The organism is Nocardia jinanensis (assembly GCF_014645735.1).
GTDB classification, from domain to species: Bacteria; Actinomycetota; Actinomycetes; order Mycobacteriales; family Mycobacteriaceae; genus Nocardia; species Nocardia jinanensis.
This window is the reverse complement of the sequence record NZ_BMMH01000002.1, coordinates 168,997-187,832: the sequence shown is the minus strand read 5'-3', so window position 1 is coordinate 187,832 and position 18,836 is coordinate 168,997. Positions and strand designations below refer to the sequence as shown.

At 66.9% G+C, this 18,836-nt stretch carries 23 protein-coding genes; 5 read left to right on the top strand and 18 right to left on the bottom strand.

Going from position 1 to position 18,836, the window contains the following annotated elements:
• Positions 1–36: 36 nt before the first annotated feature.
• The 7 genes from ligD to IEY68_RS05475 form a co-directional block, all read right to left on the bottom strand.
• Positions 37–1,047 carry a non-homologous end-joining DNA ligase gene (ligD, locus tag IEY68_RS05505; protein ID WP_062997167.1) on the bottom strand — a complete coding sequence of 337 codons (1,011 nt, stop codon included), beginning with the start codon at positions 1,045–1,047 and terminating at the stop codon, positions 37–39.
• Positions 1,044–2,129, bottom strand: a complete 1,086-nt coding sequence (locus tag IEY68_RS05500) for an ATP-dependent DNA ligase (RefSeq protein ID WP_199804952.1) — start codon at positions 2,127–2,129, stop codon at positions 1,044–1,046. Before IEY68_RS05500 ends, ligD begins: the two co-directional genes overlap by 4 nt.
• 104 nt (positions 2,130–2,233) lie before the next feature.
• Positions 2,234–2,617: a cold shock domain-containing protein gene (locus tag IEY68_RS05495; protein ID WP_058855508.1), complete on the bottom strand. Its 384-nt coding sequence runs from the start codon at positions 2,615–2,617 to the stop codon at positions 2,234–2,236.
• A 26-nt stretch (positions 2,618–2,643) separates the two neighbouring features.
• On the bottom strand, positions 2,644–3,750 hold the full coding sequence (locus IEY68_RS05490) for an SPFH domain-containing protein (protein WP_058855385.1): 1,107 nt from the start codon (positions 3,748–3,750) through the stop codon (positions 2,644–2,646).
• Positions 3,751–3,773: 23 nt separating this feature from the next.
• Positions 3,774–4,001 (bottom strand): NfeD C-terminal domain-containing protein, encoded by a 228-nt coding sequence (locus tag IEY68_RS05485; protein WP_062997168.1) that lies wholly within the window; start codon positions 3,999–4,001, stop codon positions 3,774–3,776.
• A 62-nt stretch (positions 4,002–4,063) separates the two neighbouring features.
• Positions 4,064–4,687, bottom strand: a complete 624-nt coding sequence (locus IEY68_RS05480; RefSeq protein WP_058855386.1) for a TetR/AcrR family transcriptional regulator — start codon at positions 4,685–4,687, stop codon at positions 4,064–4,066.
• Between the two features lie 71 nt (positions 4,688–4,758).
• The gene (locus IEY68_RS05475; RefSeq protein WP_229718628.1) at positions 4,759–5,133 is read right to left on the bottom strand and encodes a DUF6191 domain-containing protein; all 375 of its coding nucleotides are present in this window, start codon (positions 5,131–5,133) and stop codon (positions 4,759–4,761) included.
• A gap of 44 nt (positions 5,134–5,177) precedes the next feature.
• Between IEY68_RS05475 and IEY68_RS05470 the strand changes: the two genes are divergently transcribed.
• Entirely contained in the window at positions 5,178–5,858 is a 681-nt protein-coding gene (locus IEY68_RS05470; RefSeq protein ID WP_156426236.1) for a phosphatase PAP2 family protein, read from the top strand.
• A gap of 83 nt (positions 5,859–5,941) precedes the next feature.
• Here IEY68_RS05470 and IEY68_RS05465 read toward each other — a convergent pair whose 3' ends face one another.
• Genes IEY68_RS05465 through IEY68_RS05450 form a run of 4 tightly spaced genes read right to left on the bottom strand, consistent with a single transcriptional unit; the run spans position 5,942 to position 11,320 of the window.
• On the bottom strand, positions 5,942–7,261 hold the full coding sequence (locus IEY68_RS05465; RefSeq protein ID WP_156426237.1) for a pyridoxal-phosphate dependent enzyme: 1,320 nt from the start codon (positions 7,259–7,261) through the stop codon (positions 5,942–5,944).
• Positions 7,258–8,757: a type III PLP-dependent enzyme domain-containing protein gene (locus IEY68_RS05460; RefSeq protein ID WP_082681423.1), complete on the bottom strand. Its 1,500-nt coding sequence runs from the start codon at positions 8,755–8,757 to the stop codon at positions 7,258–7,260. Before IEY68_RS05460 ends, IEY68_RS05465 begins: the two co-directional genes overlap by 4 nt.
• Positions 8,754–10,031, bottom strand: coding sequence for a heavy-metal-associated domain-containing protein (locus IEY68_RS05455; RefSeq protein WP_082681424.1), 1,278 nt, complete (start codon positions 10,029–10,031; stop codon positions 8,754–8,756). Before IEY68_RS05455 ends, IEY68_RS05460 begins: the two co-directional genes overlap by 4 nt.
• Complete coding sequence (locus tag IEY68_RS05450; RefSeq protein ID WP_082681425.1) at positions 10,028–11,320, bottom strand: aminotransferase class V-fold PLP-dependent enzyme; 1,293 nt, start codon at positions 11,318–11,320, stop codon at positions 10,028–10,030. The genes IEY68_RS05455 and IEY68_RS05450 overlap by 4 nt, the downstream gene beginning before the upstream one ends.
• Before the next feature lie 149 nt (positions 11,321–11,469).
• On the opposite strand from IEY68_RS05450, the gene IEY68_RS05445 reads away from it, so the two are divergent.
• Complete coding sequence (locus tag IEY68_RS05445) at positions 11,470–11,889, top strand: pyridoxamine 5'-phosphate oxidase family protein (protein ID WP_058855389.1); 420 nt, start codon at positions 11,470–11,472, stop codon at positions 11,887–11,889.
• 4 nt (positions 11,890–11,893) lie between these two features.
• Here the strand turns inward: IEY68_RS05445 and IEY68_RS05440 are convergent, their stop codons facing one another.
• From IEY68_RS05440 to IEY68_RS05430, 3 genes are all read right to left on the bottom strand, one after another.
• On the bottom strand, positions 11,894–12,328 hold the full coding sequence (locus IEY68_RS05440) for a CBS domain-containing protein (protein WP_058855513.1): 435 nt from the start codon (positions 12,326–12,328) through the stop codon (positions 11,894–11,896).
• A gap of 120 nt (positions 12,329–12,448) precedes the next feature.
• Positions 12,449–12,703, bottom strand: coding sequence for a hypothetical protein (locus IEY68_RS05435; protein ID WP_058855390.1), 255 nt, complete (start codon positions 12,701–12,703; stop codon positions 12,449–12,451).
• Positions 12,704–12,972: 269 nt separating this feature from the next.
• Positions 12,973–13,770, bottom strand: coding sequence for an SAM-dependent methyltransferase (locus IEY68_RS05430; protein WP_058855391.1), 798 nt, complete (start codon positions 13,768–13,770; stop codon positions 12,973–12,975).
• Between the two features lie 351 nt (positions 13,771–14,121).
• Here IEY68_RS05430 and IEY68_RS05425 point away from each other — a divergent pair, with 351 nt between their 5' ends.
• Both IEY68_RS05425 and IEY68_RS05420 read left to right on the top strand, forming a co-directional pair.
• Complete coding sequence (locus tag IEY68_RS05425; RefSeq protein WP_082681442.1) at positions 14,122–14,340, top strand: DUF397 domain-containing protein; 219 nt, start codon at positions 14,122–14,124, stop codon at positions 14,338–14,340.
• A gap of 82 nt (positions 14,341–14,422) precedes the next feature.
• Positions 14,423–15,310 carry a Sco1979 family transcriptional regulator gene (locus tag IEY68_RS05420; protein WP_058855394.1) on the top strand — a complete coding sequence of 296 codons (888 nt, stop codon included), beginning with the start codon at positions 14,423–14,425 and terminating at the stop codon, positions 15,308–15,310.
• 74 nt (positions 15,311–15,384) lie between these two features.
• On the opposite strand, the gene IEY68_RS35975 is transcribed toward IEY68_RS05420, so the two are convergent.
• The 4 genes from IEY68_RS35975 to IEY68_RS05400 all read right to left on the bottom strand — a co-directional run bounded on the left by IEY68_RS35975 (position 15,385) and on the right by IEY68_RS05400 (position 17,489).
• Positions 15,385–15,750: a hypothetical protein gene (locus IEY68_RS35975; RefSeq protein ID WP_229718627.1), complete on the bottom strand. Its 366-nt coding sequence runs from the start codon at positions 15,748–15,750 to the stop codon at positions 15,385–15,387.
• Positions 15,751–15,872: 122 nt separating this feature from the next.
• Positions 15,873–16,532, bottom strand: coding sequence for an SDR family oxidoreductase (locus IEY68_RS05410; protein ID WP_058855396.1), 660 nt, complete (start codon positions 16,530–16,532; stop codon positions 15,873–15,875).
• 16 nt (positions 16,533–16,548) lie between these two features.
• Entirely contained in the window at positions 16,549–17,046 is a 498-nt protein-coding gene (locus tag IEY68_RS05405; protein ID WP_058855397.1) for a DUF2599 domain-containing protein, read from the bottom strand.
• Positions 17,047–17,243: 197 nt separating this feature from the next.
• Positions 17,244–17,489, bottom strand: a complete 246-nt coding sequence (locus tag IEY68_RS05400) for a hypothetical protein (RefSeq protein ID WP_156426238.1) — start codon at positions 17,487–17,489, stop codon at positions 17,244–17,246.
• Positions 17,490–17,902: 413 nt separating this feature from the next.
• Here IEY68_RS05400 and IEY68_RS05395 point away from each other — a divergent pair, with 413 nt between their 5' ends.
• Positions 17,903–18,772 (top strand): helix-turn-helix domain-containing protein, encoded by an 870-nt coding sequence (locus IEY68_RS05395; protein ID WP_058855515.1) that lies wholly within the window; start codon positions 17,903–17,905, stop codon positions 18,770–18,772.
• Positions 18,773–18,836 lie beyond the last annotated feature (64 nt).

Below are 18,836 nucleotides of genomic sequence, written 5' to 3'. Positions count from 1 at the left end.
CGGCGCGGTCGGGCCCGTCGAATATCGGCCGCGTGCTCACCCGTCCGCGACGGGTTTGCGGGCACGGCTGGGCTGCACCCGCGGCGGTTCGTTGGGCATTTTCGGATACTGCGGCGGCCACGGCGCGTCCATGAGACCGGACGCGAGATCGCGTTCGGACATCCGCAGCAGCGGTTCGATGCTCTGGGGGGCACGGTTCGCCCAGGGGTCGCCGTATTCGGCGAGGCGGGCCGGAACTGTCGCGATCGTCAGTTCCTCGGGGACCACCGAGCCGAGTTCATCCCAGGTCAGCGGCGTGGACACCTGCGCGCCGACCTTCGGGCGCACACACCAGGCGCCGAATACGGTCTTGTGCGGAGCGTTCTGGTTGTAGTCGACGAAAACCCGGCGGCCGCGTTCCTCTTTCCACCAGTGCGCGGTGATATCGTCCGGGTACCGGCGTTCCAGCTCACGAGCCAGCGCCACGGCCGCGGCGCGCACCTCGTACCCGTCCCAGCGCGGCTCGAGCGCGATGTACAGGTGCAGGCCACGCGACCCGGAAGTCTTCACCCACGTCTCGATACGGAGTTCGTCGCACAGCTCCCGGGTGCGCACGGCCGCTGTGCGCAGTTCGTCGAAACCGATTCCCGGGGAAGGGTCGAGGTCGATCCGGAGCTGATCGGCGATCCGCAGATCCGGCACAGTGTTGGGCCAGACGTGGAACCCCAGGCAACCCTGGTTCACCGCCCACAGCACATGCGCCAGATCGTGGGCGACCAGCGCATCGCTGGTCGTTCCGTTGGGGGTGGAGACCTCCACGGTGTGCAACCAGTCCGGGGCGGATTTCGGCACCCGCTTCTGGAACCAGGATTTACCCGAGGCACCGTCGGGATAGCGCTCCAGCAATAGTGGGCGCCCGCCGTTGACCCGGAAGAACGGCTCGGCGACGCTCTCGTAGTAGCGCACCAGGTCGAGTTTGGTCTCGCCGCGCCGGGAGAAGTACACCTTCGACGGGTTACTGATGGTGAGCACCCGCCCGGCGGCCTCGATTTCCACGGACTCGCTCATTTCGCCACCGGGGTTCCGAAGATTTCGTGGAGTTCGGCCGGCGGGGCCTCGTCCAACTGGGCGTAGGTGCACGACTCGGGGGTGCGGTCGGCGCGGAAACGGACCAGTCGCCCGCCGTGCCGGAAGCGGCCGGATTGCAGATGTTCGTACCGCACCTCGGCCACGAGTTCCGCGCGCAACGCTTCCCAGGAGAGATCCTTACCTCCACTCCAGCGGCTCACCCCGCCGGGCATGGAGCCGCCGGACCCGGCCTGTGCCGCGGCATCGGCCCACTCCCGCCACGGATGGTCCGCCAGCGCGCCCTCCCGGTAGGGGGCGAGTTCATCGATCAATTCGGTGCGCCGCGCGGCGGTGAAACTGCTCGCCACCCCCACATGATGTAACCGGCCCTCGTCGTCGAACAGGCCGAGCAGCAGGGAACCCACTCCCTGCCCGTCCTTGTGCCAGCGAAAACCTGCCACCACACAGTCGGCGGTACGTTCGTGTTTGATCTTGAGCATCACCCGCTTGTTCTGCTGGTACGGCTGATCGTCGGCTTTGACCATCACACCGTCGAAACCGGCACCCTCGAACCTGGTGAACCAGTCCCGGGCTATTTCCGGATCCCCGGTGAGCGGGGTCAGATGCACCCGTCCGGGCTCGCTGTCCAGAATGGTCTCGAGCAGCCGCCGGCGTTCGGTGAACGGTGCATCGGTGAGGTCCCGATCGCCGAGCGCGAGCAGGTCGAAGGCCACGAAACTCGCCGGGGTCTCCGCGGCGAGCTTCGCCACCCGCGATGCTGCCGGATGCAGGCGCTGTTGCAGCACATCGAAATCGAGTCCGTGCTCGGTGACCAGGACTATCTCTCCGTCCACGACACACCGGTCCGGCAGCGCGCCGCGCAACAGTTCGGCGACCTCGGGGAAATACCGGGTGAGGGGCCGGTCGTTGCGGGACCCCAGTTCCACCTGGTCGCCGTCACGGAACACCACACAGCGGAACCCGTCCCATTTGGGTTCGTAGCTGAGACCCGGCCCCGGCGGAATATCGGGCGCGGATTTGGCCAGCATGGGCCGGACGGGTGGCATCACCGGTAGATCCACACGATCCTCCTCGGGTCGACTCACCCGTATCGACGCCGCGGCCGGCGCCGAATCATCGCATCCGATGATAGGAGTTCGAACCGACAGATCGCCGGATCCGGCCGTCAGTCGTCGATCCAGCCCTGTTCGGCGGCGAAATCGGTGAGCCGTTCCCGGATGGCGACGATCTCCCCGGCGGTCAGCGCCGGGGAGGCGTCGAGGAGTAGTTCGGTGATCAGCCGGGTATGTTCGCCGGCCGTCAGCCGAGCGCCCTCGGTCACCGGTTTGGGCCGGCCGTGCTGGCCGCGCGGGGACCGCAGGTTGATCGCCTTCGGACCGCGATCGCCTTCGGTGATATCGAATTCGAACACCCGGCCCTGCCGGAGTTCGTCCTCGCCCAGGCCGATATCGTTGACGTGGACGAACACGTCGGGTCCACCATCCTCGGGGCGGATGAAACCGAAACCCCGCGATCCGTCGAACGACACCAATTTCCCGCTGGCCACCACACCGCTCCTCGCCACAGTTCTGCCGGTCACTCTATATCCGGTTTTTCCTCGCCGGTGGTCGAAAGCGCCTTTTGTAGCGAGTTGAACACGGTCAGCCCCTGCCCGACCATGCCGTTGAGCAGTTCACCCACGCCGTCGGGCCCGTTGAGGACGGTCAGATTGGCGTTCGAGAGCCCGCGTGCGGCCTGTTCCACGATGAGCGGCAACTGTTCGATGAGCATCTGGTCGAGCGCGATGCGATTGTTGGAGGCCGCCGCCTCGGCCTGGATCCTGGTGCGGTTGGCCTCGGCTTCGGCGAGGATCTTGACTCGTGCGGCCTCGGCCTGCGCCGGTTTCACCACCTCGGCCTGCAACTGCTGTTCGCGCAGTTCGGCCTCTTTCCGGGCCTGGGCGGCCTGTGCGCCGAGCACTTCCTGCTGAGCGAGGGCGGCGGCGAGCGGCCCCGCCGCGGCCGCTTCGGCCTGGGCCTTGTCGATATCGCGCTGATAACCGGCTTTCAGGATCGACGTCTCGCGTGAATACTCGGCCTGTTTGCGCAGCGATTCCTGTTCGGCCTCGGCCGAAAGCTGTGCGGCCTGCGATTTCGCGATCTGCGCGTCCCGGTGCACGGCCGCGTTGTGCGGGGCGGCGAGGGCGGAGATGTAGCCCAGATCACCGTCGTCGATGGACTGGATCTGGAACGAGTCGACCCACAGGCCGATATTGCTCATTTCCACCTTGGACGCCACCAGGACCTCGTCGGCGAGCCGCTGACGTTCCCGGATGATCTCCTCGACCGTCATCGAGCCGACGATGGAGCGCAGATGACCGGAGAAGATCCGCCCGGTCAGCACCGACATCTCCTGTTCCTGTTCGGAGAGGAAGCGCTGGGCCGCGTTCACGATGGAGGCGGTGTCGTTGGCGACCTTGAAGGCGATGACCGCCCGCACCTGCAGGACGATGGCCTGTTTGGTGACGCAGCGTTCGGTGATCTCGGCCTCGAACATCGCCAGCGACAGATAGCGGACCTTGCGGAAGAACGGCATCACCCACGTGCCGCGGCCGATGATCACCCGGAACGGCGTGGCGTCGCGACTCTTGGCGCCGCTGACCAGCATCGCCTCATCGGGATCGGGCACGTGATAACCCAGCACGTATGACTCCTCGCGTCGTGTTGTTACGGCGCCGGGTCCGGTGTGAGGGGTATCCAGGGCACCACGTCGGCGATACGACCGGAATCGACAGCGACCACCAGCACGGTGCTCCCGGCCGGGATCGATTCGGCGGCTCGCGCGATGTACCCTTCGGTTCCCCCACGGACGGCCACCAGGACCTCACCCAGCGTCCCGGGGCCTCGGATCGGCGAGATCAGCTTACCGGTCGACCCGACAACTTCGTCGTGCAATTTTCTCCCCGATCTCTTTGCCCGGCCGTTGTTTCCGGAAATCGGTCGCGGCCGGCCGATGACTAGCGATAGAGACCCCGGTACGCGCCCAGCATGGCGACGAGATGATCGATGATCTCCGTGCGGGTGGCGCGCAGTGAACCGTTGAGCCAGGCCGAGAACATTCCCGCGTTCCCACTGGCCATGGTGACCGCCGCGAGGCGGCGCCGCACCGGATCGTCGATCCGGTAGAAGAGGTGGTCCTGGATGAGCCGGGTGAAGGCGGGCATGACGGCGATGGTGGTCTGGCCGAGGCCGGTGCTGGAATACGGTTCCACCAGGAACAGGCGTGATTTGCGGGGGTCCTCGAGAACCTTGTCCACCAGCGCTTCCGACAGCGCCCGGTCGCGCGAGGCGTCGTCGGCGACGGCGAAAACGGTCATCGGTTCGAGGAAATCGTCGGCGATCTGCCGGTACAGCACATCGAGCAGCTCGTCACGGCTGGCGAAACTTTCGTAGAAGTACCGGTCGGTGAGGCCGGCCCGGCGGCATACCGCCCGCATGGTGACCCCGGCGGCACCGGATTCACCGATCAGATCCAGCGCGGCCTCGAGCAGTGCGCTGCGTCGTGCCTGCTTTCGTTCGGAAAGCGTGGTGCCACCCCAGATCCGGGGTCCGCTGTCGTCCGATCGTTGATCTGAATGCACCCGTCCACAGTAGTGGGCGGTCGGCGCCGGTCGTGCCGGGTGGTCACGGCACCGGGTACGGCGTGCCCAGGTCAGCTGCGGGCGTCCGGGCCCGGCGGGCGGGCGAGGAGCACCGCTCGGCCGGCGGCGAGGTCGATCCGGTCCCGTGGCGGTGCCCCGTCGGCTTCCTCATCGCGCAACATGGTCTGCGCGGCGCGGTGATCGAGCTGTTCGCGCTTGCTGGCGTACCAGAAGGCGGTGAGTTCCTCCACTCCCGCGGCTGCAAGCCGGGTAGAGGTGTGGTGATCGTCGACGCGGCCGGGTTTCGGGAAGCGCGTGTAGACCCAGCGCACCGCTGCCGCTGCGCCCAGCAGCAGCATGGCGAGGGGCGCACCGAGGAAGAGGATGTCCACGATCCCCAGAATAGCGGCGCCCGGCCCGGGACGGACCGTCTCGCGGCCGGTCACGGCGCGCAGGTAACGGCACACCACGGGCGACTAGGGTGAAATACGTGCTGGGGCTCGCAGTGGTGCTGTTCGCGGTATTCGCCGCGACGACCGGATACGTCGTCGCGGGCGATGCCACGGCCCATATCGACCGGCCGCTGCACGACTGGGTGCTGGGCCGGCGCGCCGAACCACTCACCACGGCCGCCACGGTGATCACCCATATCGGCGGCTCGGTGGTGATGTGGACGCTGGCGTTACTGGCGTGCGCGATCCTGCTGAAACGCGGTGCGCAGGCGGATCTGCTGCTCGTGGCCGGGGTGGGGGCCGCGTCCGCGATGCTGGTACCGGCGGCGAAACAGTTGATCGGCCGGGCCCGGCCACCGGTGGCCGGGCACCTGGTGGAAGTGAGCAGTCCGGCGTTCCCCTCGGGCCACAGCGTCGGTTCGGCCGCGATCGTGGGCGTGCTGGCCACCCTGTTCTGCATGCGGACCGCGCACCGGGTGGCGGGCGTGATCGTCGCCGCCCTCGCTGCCACCTTTATCGTCGCGGTGGGGCTTTCGCGGGTCTACCTCGGGGTGCACTGGCCCACGGATGTGTTCGCCGGCTGGACGCTGGGCGCCCTTCTGATCGCGGTGGGGGTGCTGATCCGGACCCGGGCGGACGGTCCGGATCCGGCGGAGCAGCCGGTCACTTCGGCCGGATCCGGGACGGATACGACTGTCGTGTGGAGCGCTCGGCGCTGACCGGACGACCGATCGCGATCATCCCCCGGCCACCGTCGGTACCCCGCTCGGCGACCTTGCGCGTCCGCGGCAGCGCCGATCGATCAGATACCGCGTTCGAGTTCCAGGCCGGCGGCACGCCAACCCGCGATTCCGCCGTCCAAGCTGTAGGCGGTATGCCCGGTCCGTCGTGCGGTCGCGGCGAACTGCCGGGAGATATCGCCGGTGGGGCAGGTGAATATCACCGGTTCAGCCCGGGAGAAAGGCGTGCCGTGGGTGAACAGGTCGGTCAGCCTATCGTCGGGGATATTGATCGCGCCCGGAATATGGGCGACCCGATACGCCATGGCACCGCGGGTATCGATGATCACGGGATGCGCCGTGCGGAGCAGGTCGGTCATTCCGGCAGGGGTCAGCGATGGTGCGGCAGCGATCTCGGCGGGGTCCGGCGGGCGTGGACCGGTCTCGCGGCCGAACAGTTCGGGCCGGCGCTGTTTCATGTAGGACAGATACGGCTCGAGCCGGTCGCAGACGATGATCACCCCGACCGTGGGCGTCCCGGCGCGGCCGGGCCGCGCGAGCACCTCGCGCGCGGCGGTGTAGGCGGCGCCGCTGGTGGGCCCGGCCAGCACGCCGTAACCGGTGGCGAGTTCGAGTGTTGCCTCGATCGCCGGACCGGATTCCACGGTCATGATCTCGTCGTAGAAATCGGGCTGGAACAAGCCCACCTCCCACATCTCCCGTTCCGACCGGATACCCGGGATGAAATCCGCACGTTCGGAGACCACCGCCACCGTGCGCAGCTCCGGGTGGAACTTGCGCAGATAGCTTCCGGCCCCGCGGCTCGACCCGGTGGTGCCCAGCCCGCCGAACAGATAGTCGATCCGTTCGATTCCGGCGGCAGTGAGATCCTCGTGGATCTCGCGGCCGGTGCCGTCGTGATGGGCGGCGATGTTCTTCTCGCTGGTGTACTGGGACAGATGCCGGAACCTGGCGGGTTCGGCCGCCATGGCCGCATCGATCGCGGAGTACACATCGTTCGGGGTGGTCGGGTCCGGACATTCGGACAGCCCGGGAAGTTCGACGATCTCGGTGCCGATCAACCGGAGCAGGTCGCGCACCTCGCCCACCTTGATCCGGTTGGTCATCGCTTGCAGCCCGATGCCGTGGATCGCGCCCAGGATGCGCAGTGCCTTGGCGGTGTTGCCGCTGGACGCCTCGATCAGCGTCCGCCGCTGTGCCCGCAGGGTTTCGAGTTCGTCGCGCAGCATCGCCCACGCGACGCGGTCCTTGACCGAACCGAACGGGTTGTGCGATTCGAGTTTGGCGTACAGGTCCACGCCGTCGAGCCCGTGCACGGCCGGATCCAGGCGGAGCAGGGGTGTGTCACCGATCAGGTCGGTGATGTGCTGGTGGATCGTCACGAAACCTCGGGAGTTGCTGGATCGACGGTGGGGGAGGGCGGCGCGTAGTCCGCGTCGGGAGTCGCGAGGAAACGCCCGTTGCGGCGGACCACGGCGACCTTCGCCGGGGGAGGGTGCATGGCAGCCGAGGCCGCCGACAGATCCATGTGGTACCCGGCGGTGTTCGGGAATACGAGCAGATCACCCGGCCGGGGCAGCCAGGGCAGCCAGACCTTGTGCGTGGTGATGAGATCCCTTTCGAGGCAGAGCCGGCCGGCGAGGAACACGCCGACCGGCTTTTCGGTGGGCGCCGGCCGGTCGCCCGGCAGCAGTAGCGGATCGGCCATCACCTCTTGATCGGCCGGGGTCACCGCGTCGCGGCTGATATCCACATGTACGAGCACGCTGCCGTCGGAGGCCTCCTTCACGAACTCGACCCGGGCCACGGTGATTCCGGCGTGATCGGCGAGCGCCTTTCCCGGTTCCAGCCAGATATCGAGGAGGTTGTCGGAGGCCACCCGGGCGATACTGCGGCCGCCGTGGCGCTCTAGCGGGGCGCCCAGGAAATCGGCCAGCATCTCGTCGGCGGGAACGGTGTTGGCGTATTTGTGGAAGACCGGTGACCCACGTACCGCCCCGCCGTCGACCTGATAGCCGAAGGTGTTGTTACCCCAGCTCATCGCCGCACCGTCACCGGCGAGTGCCGCGCGCAACCGGCTCACATAATCGTCGAACCGGTCACCGTCGGCAGTGAACACCTGGCGCAGGCCGCCGCCGACGTTCAGTACCGACGGCGCGAGCCCGGCGGCGTAGGCCTGTTCGAGAAGTGCGAAACAGGTATCGGCCGCACGCACGCGTTCGCCGGTATCGCCGGTGTCGAGATGGAATGCCGTGCCGTGGAACACGAGCCGATCCCGGTGCCGGGCCAGGATCGACAGAGCGCGATCCACCTGGTGCACCGGAATGCCGAAGCGGCTCACCTGCGAGCCCGCGAATCCACTGACCCGGAGTAGTACCGGGACCGGGGCCGTGGGATCGGCAAGGTCGGCGAGTGTCCGCAACTCCCATTCGTTGTCGACGTTCACAGTTACGCCCGACCCCACCAGAACCCGTAGGAACGCGGCGCCTTTCGGTCCGGTCACCTCGATCCGGCCGGGCGCGAATCCGGCGGCCACCGCCGAATCCAGTTCGCCGGCCGAGGCCACGTCCACGCCGATCCCGTGTACGGCGGCCGTACGGACGAGGGCCCGGGATCGGTTCACCTTGTGCGCGTAGCAGATCCGATATCCCGTTCGCGCGTCGTCGAGTACCGCGGTCAGCCGATCGATATTGCGCGCGAAAATTTGTGGGAAGAGCAGATGCACCGGTGTCCCGAACCGGTGCATCACCTCGTCGACAACCGCCCGGTCGGCAAGGAAGGCTCGGACGAGCCGATCCCAGTGCGCCGGTAACGCGGGCGGTCCGATATGCCGGGTAGGCGTGGCACGATCGGCAGGCAGCGGCGGCCGTACCGTCATCCGAGATTCCCCGGACGCATCGGATCCGGTCGCTCGCCCACCGGGTTGTATCCACCATCGCGCAGCGCTTCGAAGGCGCGGGCCCGGTTACGCGGGCTGCGGAACTCGGCCACGATCCGCTTGCTGTCGAGGTCGATGTCCACGACCCGGATATCCATCGATTCCAGCACGCCGCCGATTGTGCGTACACAGTGTTTGCAGGTCATATCAGGGACGTAGAAGATCCGGTCCTCCCACGCCGCCGGGCCCGTATCCGATTCCCCCCGCGCCGGAACCTCGACCGGTTCGCAGCGTGCGGCGACGTCGGTGAACACCTCGACCAAACGGTCCACCACATCGGCCAGCAACGCGGAGCTCGCGGCGCCGGCGGAGTGCGTGACCGCGGCCAGGCAGATCGGGTGCTCGCCTGCGGGCAGCAGTGCGTACTGGCGGGAGATGAGATCCAGATCGTCGTGATACCTGGCGATCGCCGCGGGTACGCTCAACCCTTCTTCGGTAATCGCCCGATCCATCACGCGGTGCGCGTCGGCGACGGTCGCGTCCTTCATCGCCCGCAGAGTCGCGACCGACTGCGAGGAATACCGGACCGATCGGTCCGTTCCGGTCCGGAGGGTAACCGGGATCATCCCGCGCCGATACGTGGAGGCCTGCAGTTCCCAGAACCACCGGGTCGCGACCGCGGTGAAGATCCCGGAATCGCGTAAGCCGCAGGCGAATTCACCGGCTGTCCGGTATGGGGTCTGCGGTGCGATCAGCGCATGCTGGGCCAGTGCCCGGCCCGCGGATTCCACCCCGACCCGGAGGATATCGATGGGTGCGTGATCGGTGGTGGTACCGGCCAGCACCGCGTGCGCCGTGGCGTCGAGCCGCGCGATCCGTTCGCTCAGTCCTGGGTTGTCGTCGATGGAACGCCAGAGGGTGAGCACCGCTTCCCGGGTGGCCATCGGTACCAGTGGTCCCAGCGCGTCCGCCCGATAGAAGCCGGTATTGGGGATCCCGGCGCTGTCGACCCAGGTCATCCGGTGGGTGGCGGAGGTGACCTCGTCGGCGCGACAGGGCCGCATGAACCGCTCCAGGTACAGCCGCTGCGAGAAAGTGAGATGACTGTCCGGTTCGGCCCGCAACTCGGTCGCGGTGTATTCGATCCTGCCCACCCGCACCGCGCCGTGCGCGGCGAACAGACCGGGCCGGGCGAGTTCGGCCAGGATCCGTGCGGCGGCCCGCCGGTCGTAGTGGGTGCGGGCTTCGGTGGATGCGCTGATCTCTGTACTCATTGCAGCTCCTCGGCGAGGGTCCGGACGCAGTCGACGAAGCGGTCGATATCGTCGAGGCAGGTGTAGATGTGAGTGCTGACCCGCACCGATTCGGGGTCGCCCCCGTCCGTGGGCACGCAGTGGGCACCGGTCCGGACGAGGAAACCGTATTCGGCGAGGATGAACCCCAGGTCCGCCGCGGATATCCCGGCCAGGGTGAACGAGACGATGCCGTACCCGTCGTCGCGCCGCTCATGGGCGGGCCCCGGCAGGAAATCCACCCCGGGTACGGCCCGCAGCCCACGGATCAACCGCCCGGTCAGTGCCCGGTTGTGCGCCGCGACGGCGGACATACCGTAGGAATCGAGTACCTCCAGCGCGGTCCCCAGCGAGAGTATGCCCGGGATGTTCGGCGTACCACCCTCGAGCAGACCCGGCATGACACCGCTGTCGAAACCGGCGGCGGTGAGTACCGCATCGGTGGTTCCGCCCGGGAGGAAAGGGCGCAGCTCGGTGTGTGTCCGGCGACGGCAGTACAGGATTCCGGTGCCCGGCGCCGCGAACATCTTGTGCGCCGCGAAGGCCGCGAAATCGGCACCCAGCGCGGCCACATCCACCGGGATATGTCCGCCGCTCTGGCTGCAGTCGACACAGAGCAGCACCCGTTCGGGGAGGCGGTCGCGTAGTTCGGCGAGGGTGTTGAGGGCGCCGTACACATGATGCAGGTGAGTCACGGTGAGCAGCCGGGTGCGAGGGCTCAGTTTCCCGGCGATATCGGTGGTATCCGCCCGGCCGGCCGCGGTGACCCGGTAGGGCACGAGTTCGATCCGGCGGCCGAAACGCCCGAGAGTGTCCCGGAGCAGGAGCCAGGGCGCGATATTGGCCACGTGGTCGCGGGGGCTGTACATGATCTCGTCACCGTCGCGCAGGGCTGTCAGCCCCCAGGAAAGTGCGACGGCATTGAGTGCGGCGGTGGCGCCGCCGGTGAAAACGATCTCGTCGGGGTGGGCGGCGCCGAGGAACTGCGCGGCGCGAGCCCGGACCGCGGCGATGCGCTGGGTGAGCGCCGTCGACCACGGGTAGGTGCCGCGCGCCGCGTTGGCAGTGGCGACGGCGTGATAATCCCGGACCGTCTCGACCACGGCGCGGGGCTTCTGCGTGGTGGCGGCGCTGTCCAGGTAGGTCTCGGCGGTATCGGCCAGCGCCGGAAAAGAGGTGCGGACACTGGCCGGTAGGAGGTCGGACGCGGAGCTCGCCGCCGCCTCCGCCGCGAGCACCGGATACTCCGGACGGCGCAGGGGTGATCCCATGTGATCGCTCCTTCCGCCGGACTGCGAACAACGATACTCATTGTCGGAAAGTTCGCCCAGTGCACTTGGTGCGCAGTCGGTTTCGGGTGGTCCGGCAGCGAGGCGAGTAGGCCGCGGAAGTTGTCGGTGTGCCGGGTTATGGTGCCGGTATGCCACTCACCCTCGATGAACGTCAGTCGTTTCTGGCCGAACCGCATATCGGTGCGCTCGCGGTATCGGCGGGCCCGCAGCGGGGTCCGCTCACCGTGCCCATCTGGTATCAGTACGAGCCGGGCGGTGATCTATGGGTACTGACCGGACCGGAATCGGAGAAGATGCGCCGGATCCGGGCGGCGGGACGGTTCAGCCTGATGGCCGAACGGCTGACGCCGACGGTTCGCTATGTGAGCGTCGAGGGCCCGGTGACCCGGGTCGAGCCGATGACCGACGACCGGCACCGGGAGATGGTGGCGCGCTACCTCCCACCCGACCGGGTGGAGGACTATCTGTCCTTCGCCGAGGCCGAACTGGGGGAGCACGTTGTGGTTTTCATGCGTCCCGAGCGCTGGCTGTCCGCTGATCTCGGCTGAACGTTCAATATCCGCCCTGTAGGTATTCGACGAGCTGTTCACGCTCGGTCTTGAGTTCGGAGATGGCACTCTTGACCACATCGCCGATGCTCACGATCCCGACCAGTTCGTCGCCGGAGACCACCGGTAGATGCCGTACCCGGTGATCGGTCATGATCCTGCGGAGTCCGTCGACATGGTCGTCGGGTGCGCAGGTACGAACCACGGTGGACATGATCCGCGAAACCGGGGAGTCCAGTAGCGCGGCGCCGTGCCGATGCAGGGCGCGGACGATATCTCGTTCGGAGACGATCCCGGCGATCCGGTGGCCGTCGGGTGAGACGACCACGGCTCCGATGTTGTGTTCCGCCAGTAGGGCCAGCAGCGCACGGATGTCCAGGTCCGGGCGGGCGGTTGTTACGGCGCTGCCCTTGTTGCGCAGTATCTCGGCGATTCGCATGGTCACCATCCACATGAGCGCGGGATTCCAGAATCTCTCGCTCGTTGCCGGAAAGCCAGCACGAATCGGCATCGGCCGACCTTTTTCCTACGGTGCTGCGGTCGGCGCCTGCTCGGATACCTATTCGTCGTCGAGTCCCGCGGACAGGTAGGCGGCGGCAGCCAGCCACTGGCGACACTGCGGGCCGTGCACATCGTGGATGTGCAGGATCTCGCGTGCCTGCCGGTAGGTGAGCACCGGTGGCTCGGCGCTGCAATCGGTGCCGGCTTCGGGGGCCGCGTAGCGGCGTAGCGGTTCCGGATGATGCCCGAGCGAATGAGCGCCGCTGGTGCTACCGACGGCGTTCCGATGGGGACTTCGGAATGGTTGGATCATTCGGTTGCCCCTCACATGCGACGTTGCGGGGCGACACCTCCGGCCGGCGAATCAGACTGGATGAAATGCTGCGTATCGCCCCTCTTGTGCGCCTGAGTCTAAGCCGATGTCGCTTACAAATGCAAGTACATCTGCAAACGACAGACGAGATTGCAGTCGCGGCCGTTCCGGATGATTTTGCCGCGATCAGCGCTGTGGCGCTGCATCTTCCGGCATCTCTGTCGCCGCCGCCCCGCGCGGGGCGGCGGCGACGAGGCGTCCGGTGGCGGTCAGGGCTTGCGTCCCACGCCGCCGTAGGCGGAGACCGGCCGGGGAGTCTCGTCGCGGGGGCCGTCCGGGCGCCATCGATCTATCGGCACCACGCCCGGTTCCACCAGTTCCAATCCGCCGAACACGGCCCGGATCTCCGAGTGCGGGCGGGGAATATAGGGCACACCTCCGGTGTCGGTGTAATTGCGGCACAGCGTCACGTACGCCCGACTGTCGTCGGTGCCGTCCCATAGGACCAGGTAACTCCCGGCCGGGGTGGCCTCTACAACGGTCTCCACGATCCGCTGCATCTCCTCGTAGGAGTGTGTATGCCCCAGCACGCCCATGAACATCACCGCCACCGGCCGGGTGAAATCGAGTACGTGTCGTGCGTCGGTGACGATGAGCTCGGGCCGGTGGTAATCGGAGTCGAGGTAGACGGTCACGCCCTGGTCGGTGGTATCGGCCAGCAGTGCCCGGGCGTGCGAGAGCACGAGTGGATCGTTGTCCACATAGACGATCTTGGATTCCGGTGCGACACCCTGGGCCACCTGATGGGTGTTCTGCATGGTGGGCAGGCCGCTCCCGATATCGAGGAACTGCCGGATTCCCTTCTCCGCGGCCACGAATCGCACCGCCCGGATGAGGAACTGCCGTGACTGGGCGGCCATGGTGGTGATCTCCGGATCGACCGCGATACCCGCGTCCCCGGCGATGCGGTCGACCTCGTAGTTGTCCTTACCGCCCATCCAGTAGTTCCAGATGCGCGCGGAATGCGGGATATCGGTGCGGATCGCGGGGCGGTGTTCTTCGGACACGGCGGACTCCTGGCGGTCATGGTCGGAGCGCGCCGATGCGGGTACCGGCGGTGGCCCGACAGCTGGTGAAACCGATGTCCACTGCGACAGTACAAGACTCGCGGCCGCCGATCGGGCGGTCGACCCAGCTCGATATCCCCCGTACGGCCTTGTTCCGGTGGATCGGCGGAGGTGCGCGGCGGGACCTCCGAGCGGGTCTCGCGCGGCCCAGGTGCCCACGGGCGCGGGTCGGCGAACTTCGTGCTATCGTCCTGATGTCGGTGCAGATGCAAGAACACCTGCGTTTGCATCTGTAAGGACCGACGGTATGCGACAGTGGCGTCAGCGACCATGAGCAAGGAGTGGGTCCCTATGTCGGAAGTAACGAACCAGGTGATCGGAGCCTGGCGGAAGAGCACCTTCAGCAACCCGAGCGGGAACTGTGTCGAGTTCGCGGAGGCCGCCAACAACTTGGTGGCCATGCGTAATTCGCGATTCCCCGACGGCGGTGTGCTCTTCTACACGCGCCCGGAGATCGAGGCTCTTCTGCAGGGCGCCAAAGCCGGAGAGTTCGACGATCTGGCGGGTTGAGAGGTAGCATGGGCCGTCGGCGTGGTGTGCCCGATCCGATGAGTGGCGCACCGTGGGTTAACCCGAAAGCGGAGACGACTCCATGATCGCAGAGCCCGAGAACCGTGGTGGCGCGCAATCCGTCGAGGCGGAGCGTGGCCCCACGGTTCTACGCATCGCTCTGGGCGGCCAGTTGCGAAAACTGCGCGAGAGCAAGAAGATCACCCGAGAAGCCGCGGGTGATGCCATCCGCGGCTCCCATGCCAAGATCAGCCGGCTCGAGCTCGGCCGGACAAGTTTCAAAGAGCGGGATATCCGGGATCTGCTGACGCTGTACGGCGTCGACGACCCCGGGGAGCGCGAGAGCTTTGTCGAACTCGCGCGCAAAGCGAACGAACCAGGATGGTGGCATCGCTACGGCGATCTGCTGCCACCCTGGTTCGGCCAGTATCTGGGCCTGGAGCAGGCAGCGAGCAAGATCCGCACCTATGAATCGCATCTGGTGCCCGGCTTGCTGCAGACTCCGGATTACGCCCGGGCGGTCGTGACGCTGGGCTACGAGGATTCCGATACCGATCGCCGGGTGGCTTTCCGGCAGCGTCGGCAGGAAATATTGCATCGCGCTGACCCGCCGGTGGTCTGGGCGGTACTCGACGAAGCAGCGCTACATCGGCCGGTCGGTGGCCGGGATGTGCACCGAGCGCAGATGGAACATCTTCTCGATCTGACCCGGCTTCCGAATGTGACGATTCAGGTGGTCCCGTTCTCTGCGGGCGAACATGCCGCTGCGGGAAGCTCTTTCACGATTCTCCGCTTCGCCGAAACGGATCTACCCGATATCGTCTACCTCGAACAGCTGACCAGTGCGCTGTATCTGGACCGGCGCGAGGATCTGGCGCTGTATCTCTCGGTGATGGACCGGTTGAGTGTGCAGGCTGCACCGCCGGAGGAGTCACGCAGGATTATCGCGGACTATACGAAGGGCCTGTGACCGCGGCGGCGAATGCCGCTGCGGTAATTATCGTCTCGGCGCCGAGCGCCGAGACGATAATTGTGTGGTGAACGTCAGGCCCGGATGAAGGTCGACGCCACACGCCAAAAGGCATCCGGCTGCAACAGCCGGAAATCCCAATCGTCTGCCAGCGCGTGAGCGGTCGTGACGATCTGGTCGATATCGAAATCGTCACGTGTGGCCGCGCCGGTGGATTCGATAGCGTCGATGACGAACTCGATCGCCGTCTCGCGAGTCGAATCGCCGAGCGGGCGGCTGCTGCGGATGCTGAATGTAGTCATGTCAATACCGTTCGCCGGCCGGCCGATCGGGGCGGGATCGATTCTTGCTGAACTGTTTCCGAATCGGGTCGGATTCGTCGGGCTCTCCCGCAGGTGCGGCAGTAAACCACTGGCGAATGGTCTCGTCGGCTCACTCACGCGGCCTCCCCTTGTTTTCCCCTGTATAGCGGTGTGGGAAGAGTCTAGGTCGGGGGTCCTTTCAAATGCAAGTACATCTGCACGATCGATTCTTTGTGTCCGAACGGCTTTCGGCGCCGGATTCAGGGCGCCAGCGCGGCGACTGCGGCCTCGATCGGGGTGCTGCCGCCGATCAGATCCAAGGTCAGACCGGAGGAATTGCTCGCTTCGAGTAGTTCGGCGAGTACCGCGGCCACATCGGCGCGCGGGATATCGCCCCGGTCGAGTCGCGTCGGTGCCAAGGTGACCGCGCCGGTTCCGGGAGAGTCGAGCAACCGGCCGGGGCGCAGGATAGTCCAGTCCAGGTCACGACTCCGCAGGTCGTCCTCGGCCTGGGTCTTGGCATCGATATAGGCCGCCCACACCTCGTCGGTTCCGGGGGCCGGGGCCAGGCCCGCGCCCATCGCAGAAATCTGCAGGAACCGGCGTGTGCCCACGCGTTCGGCGGCCTCGGCCAGTAGAACTGACCCATCGCGGTCCACGGTGTACTTACGCGCGGCCCCACTGCCCGGCCCGGCACCGGCCGCGAACACCACAGCGTCCGCGCCCTGGACGGTCGCGGCCAGATCGGTCACCACGGCCTGTTCGAGATCCAGGACCACGGATTCGGCACCAGTGGCGTAGACCTCGGGCGCGTGCGCGGAGTTGCGGATCAAGGCGATAACGCTGTGGCCCCGCCCGGTGAGCAGTTCGGCGAGCAGTAGGGCGATCTTGCCGTGGCCACCGGCTATGACGATGCGCATACAGGTCCTTTCGTGGTCAGCGTTCGGGTCCGCCGGGATTGCAGGCGGCATCGACGGTCGCGTCGTAACCCACCGACGGCCGCCAGGGTTCCAGATTCCAGGTCGGTTTGTCCGGGGCGATGAGGCGTGCCCACTCCCAATGACAACGGAACTGATCCCACATTCCGGGAGTGTCCGCGCCCGGGTCGGCGGTGCGGATCTCCAGCCATGCGCGGAGATCGGATCCGGGAAAAGTGGTGCCGCGACCGGCCTTGGTCGGGTGGATCAGCAATCGGGGGCCGTCGATGTTCTCCGTCCACTCCACATGGTCGATCAGCGGTCGGCCGGCGTACGGATCGATCGTGGGAGTGGGCCGCGGCGTGCGGATCGCGGGTACGGTCGCCGCGGCGGTGACCGTCGTGGTCGTGGTGGCAGGCGGACTGCCGGACCTGGGATCGGAATTCGAGCACCCGGTGGCGACAGCCGAGAGGATCGCGAGCACGCCGGCCGCGCGGGCCGCGGGTTCGATCGGCATACGCGCTCCTGCGGTCGGAGCCGGCCCGCCCATCGCGCCGGCTGCCCCTGAGCCTAAAGGGTCGGCGCGTCCCGGTGCGGATCCTCTGATGCGTGTGGCGTGCGTGGGGTTCTACTCATCGGGACCTGTTCCTCGGTCCCGGGCCGAGGCTTCGGGGGCGGGGCGGTCGGTGGACCGAATCCCGGTGATCCGCTCACTCAGCGCCACAGGCTGTGGCAGGGTAATCTGCGCAGGTCCGGTCTTATCTTGCTGTCCACAGTTACGGTGAGTCCCGCGTGTACTGCGGCGGAGGTGAATTCCCAGGCTTCGGAATTGGTGGCCGCGTACTCCAGCACGAGAGCATTGTCCGGGGCGGGGCCGTCGAAGTAGACCGTGACCCGGCGCGTGAGATTGTCGCGGGCAGTATCGTCGCGCTCGGCCGTGGCCGGTGTCGTGGCGTCCAAGATCCGCGTCTCCTTCCGGGCGTCCCCATCGGCGCCGTCGGGTCCAACAGTAGATTCGCACCATTGCTGAGAACATGTTCCGGCAACGGATCTGGGGAAATCACAGGACGTCGAGGACGGGCGTGGGGGCGGCTCACCACAGTTCCGGACGAACGACCGGAGCACCGGTACCGGGCTGTGCGTGATGGGGGATGTGCCGCAGCGAATCTGCCCCGGTGGGCCTCGTCCGGGTGGTGTCTCCCCGCGAATGTCGTTCACGCCACGGGTGTTTCGTTTGGTCTCCGGGACCGCTCCCATGCGAAACTCGAATAATGGGTGCTTCTGGGATGCGATCGGCGTTGGCGGCGGGTTCTCCGTCCGTACCGAGATCCACGGCGCGAAACGCGGCCGAAGGCGGGCCGACGGTGCTGCGGATGGTGCTCGGTGGCCGGCTGCGGCGGCTGCGCGAGGCCAGCGGATTGTCACGGGAGCAGGCCGGTGACCATATCCGCGGCTCGGATTCGAAGATCAGCCGGCTCGAACTCGGGCGGACCAGCATCCGCGAGCGTGATCTGGTGGACCTGCTCGGGCTGTACGGCGTCACCGATACCGAGGAACTCGACGCTTTCCAGGAGCTGGCCCAGCAGGCCAATACGTCCGGATGGTGGCACCGGGACAACGATTGGCTGCCCAAATGGTTCGATATGTACCTGGGCTTGGAGCAGGCCGCGCAGGTGATCCGTTGTTACGAACCGCGTACCGTGCCGGAGCTACTACAGACCCCGGACTATGCGCGTGCCCTGCTGACGCTGGCGCATCCGGGGGAGTCCGAAGACGCGATCGAACGGCGGGTGGCACTACGAATACGCCGCCAGCACATTCTGAATCGGGCGCACCCCCCGCATCTATGGCTGATCGTGGAGGAGGCCGCCCTCACCCGCCGGATCGGCGGTTCGAAGATCTGGGGCGCGCAGATGGACCATCTGCTGGTGGCGGCCCGGCAACCGCACATCACGGTGCAGCTCCTCGCCGATCATGTAGGTGGCCCGGCATTGGCCGACGGTGCGTTCACCTATCTCCGGTTCGCCGAGGCGGATCTGCCCGATATCGTCTACCTCCAACAGCTCACCGGTGCCCTCTATCTTGACAAACAGGCGGATCTGGACGCCTACCGCGCGGTCGCCAACCAACTCTCGGTACATGCCGCGCCCCCGGAGTACACCCCGGGCCTGCTGACCGCGCTGCGCCGGCGGCAGCCGCGGATCCTGGATCAGCCCGCGCGCCGGGAACAGGACCGTCGCTGACCCGCTCACCGGATCCTCGTAAGTGCCGTCGTCGTATCGCCGAATTACCCGGGTATTGCGCTCC

Bases quoted from the DNA above. Each gene is read 5' to 3' on its own strand.
- ligD (WP_062997167.1), bottom strand. From the start codon at position 1,047: ATGAGCGAGTCCGTGGAAATCGAGGCCGCCGGGCGGGTGCTCACCATC.
- IEY68_RS05460 (WP_082681423.1), bottom strand. From the start codon at position 8,757: ATGACGGTACGGCCGCCGCTGCCTGCCGATCGTGCCACGCCTACCCGG.
- IEY68_RS05455 (WP_082681424.1), bottom strand. From the start codon at position 10,031: ATGAGTACAGAGATCAGCGCATCCACCGAAGCCCGCACCCACTACGAC.
- IEY68_RS05450 (WP_082681425.1), bottom strand. From the start codon at position 11,320: ATGGGATCACCCCTGCGCCGTCCGGAGTATCCGGTGCTCGCGGCGGAG.
- IEY68_RS05445 (WP_058855389.1), top strand. From the start codon at position 11,470: ATGCCACTCACCCTCGATGAACGTCAGTCGTTTCTGGCCGAACCGCAT.
- IEY68_RS05440 (WP_058855513.1), bottom strand. From the start codon at position 12,328: ATGCGAATCGCCGAGATACTGCGCAACAAGGGCAGCGCCGTAACAACC.
- IEY68_RS05435 (WP_058855390.1), bottom strand. From the start codon at position 12,703: ATGATCCAACCATTCCGAAGTCCCCATCGGAACGCCGTCGGTAGCACC.
- IEY68_RS05425 (WP_082681442.1), top strand. From the start codon at position 14,122: ATGTCGGAAGTAACGAACCAGGTGATCGGAGCCTGGCGGAAGAGCACC.
- IEY68_RS05420 (WP_058855394.1), top strand. From the start codon at position 14,423: ATGATCGCAGAGCCCGAGAACCGTGGTGGCGCGCAATCCGTCGAGGCG.
- IEY68_RS05410 (WP_058855396.1), bottom strand. From the start codon at position 16,532: ATGCGCATCGTCATAGCCGGTGGCCACGGCAAGATCGCCCTACTGCTC.
- IEY68_RS05405 (WP_058855397.1), bottom strand. From the start codon at position 17,046: ATGCCGATCGAACCCGCGGCCCGCGCGGCCGGCGTGCTCGCGATCCTC.
- IEY68_RS05395 (WP_058855515.1), top strand. From the start codon at position 17,903: ATGGTGCTCGGTGGCCGGCTGCGGCGGCTGCGCGAGGCCAGCGGATTG.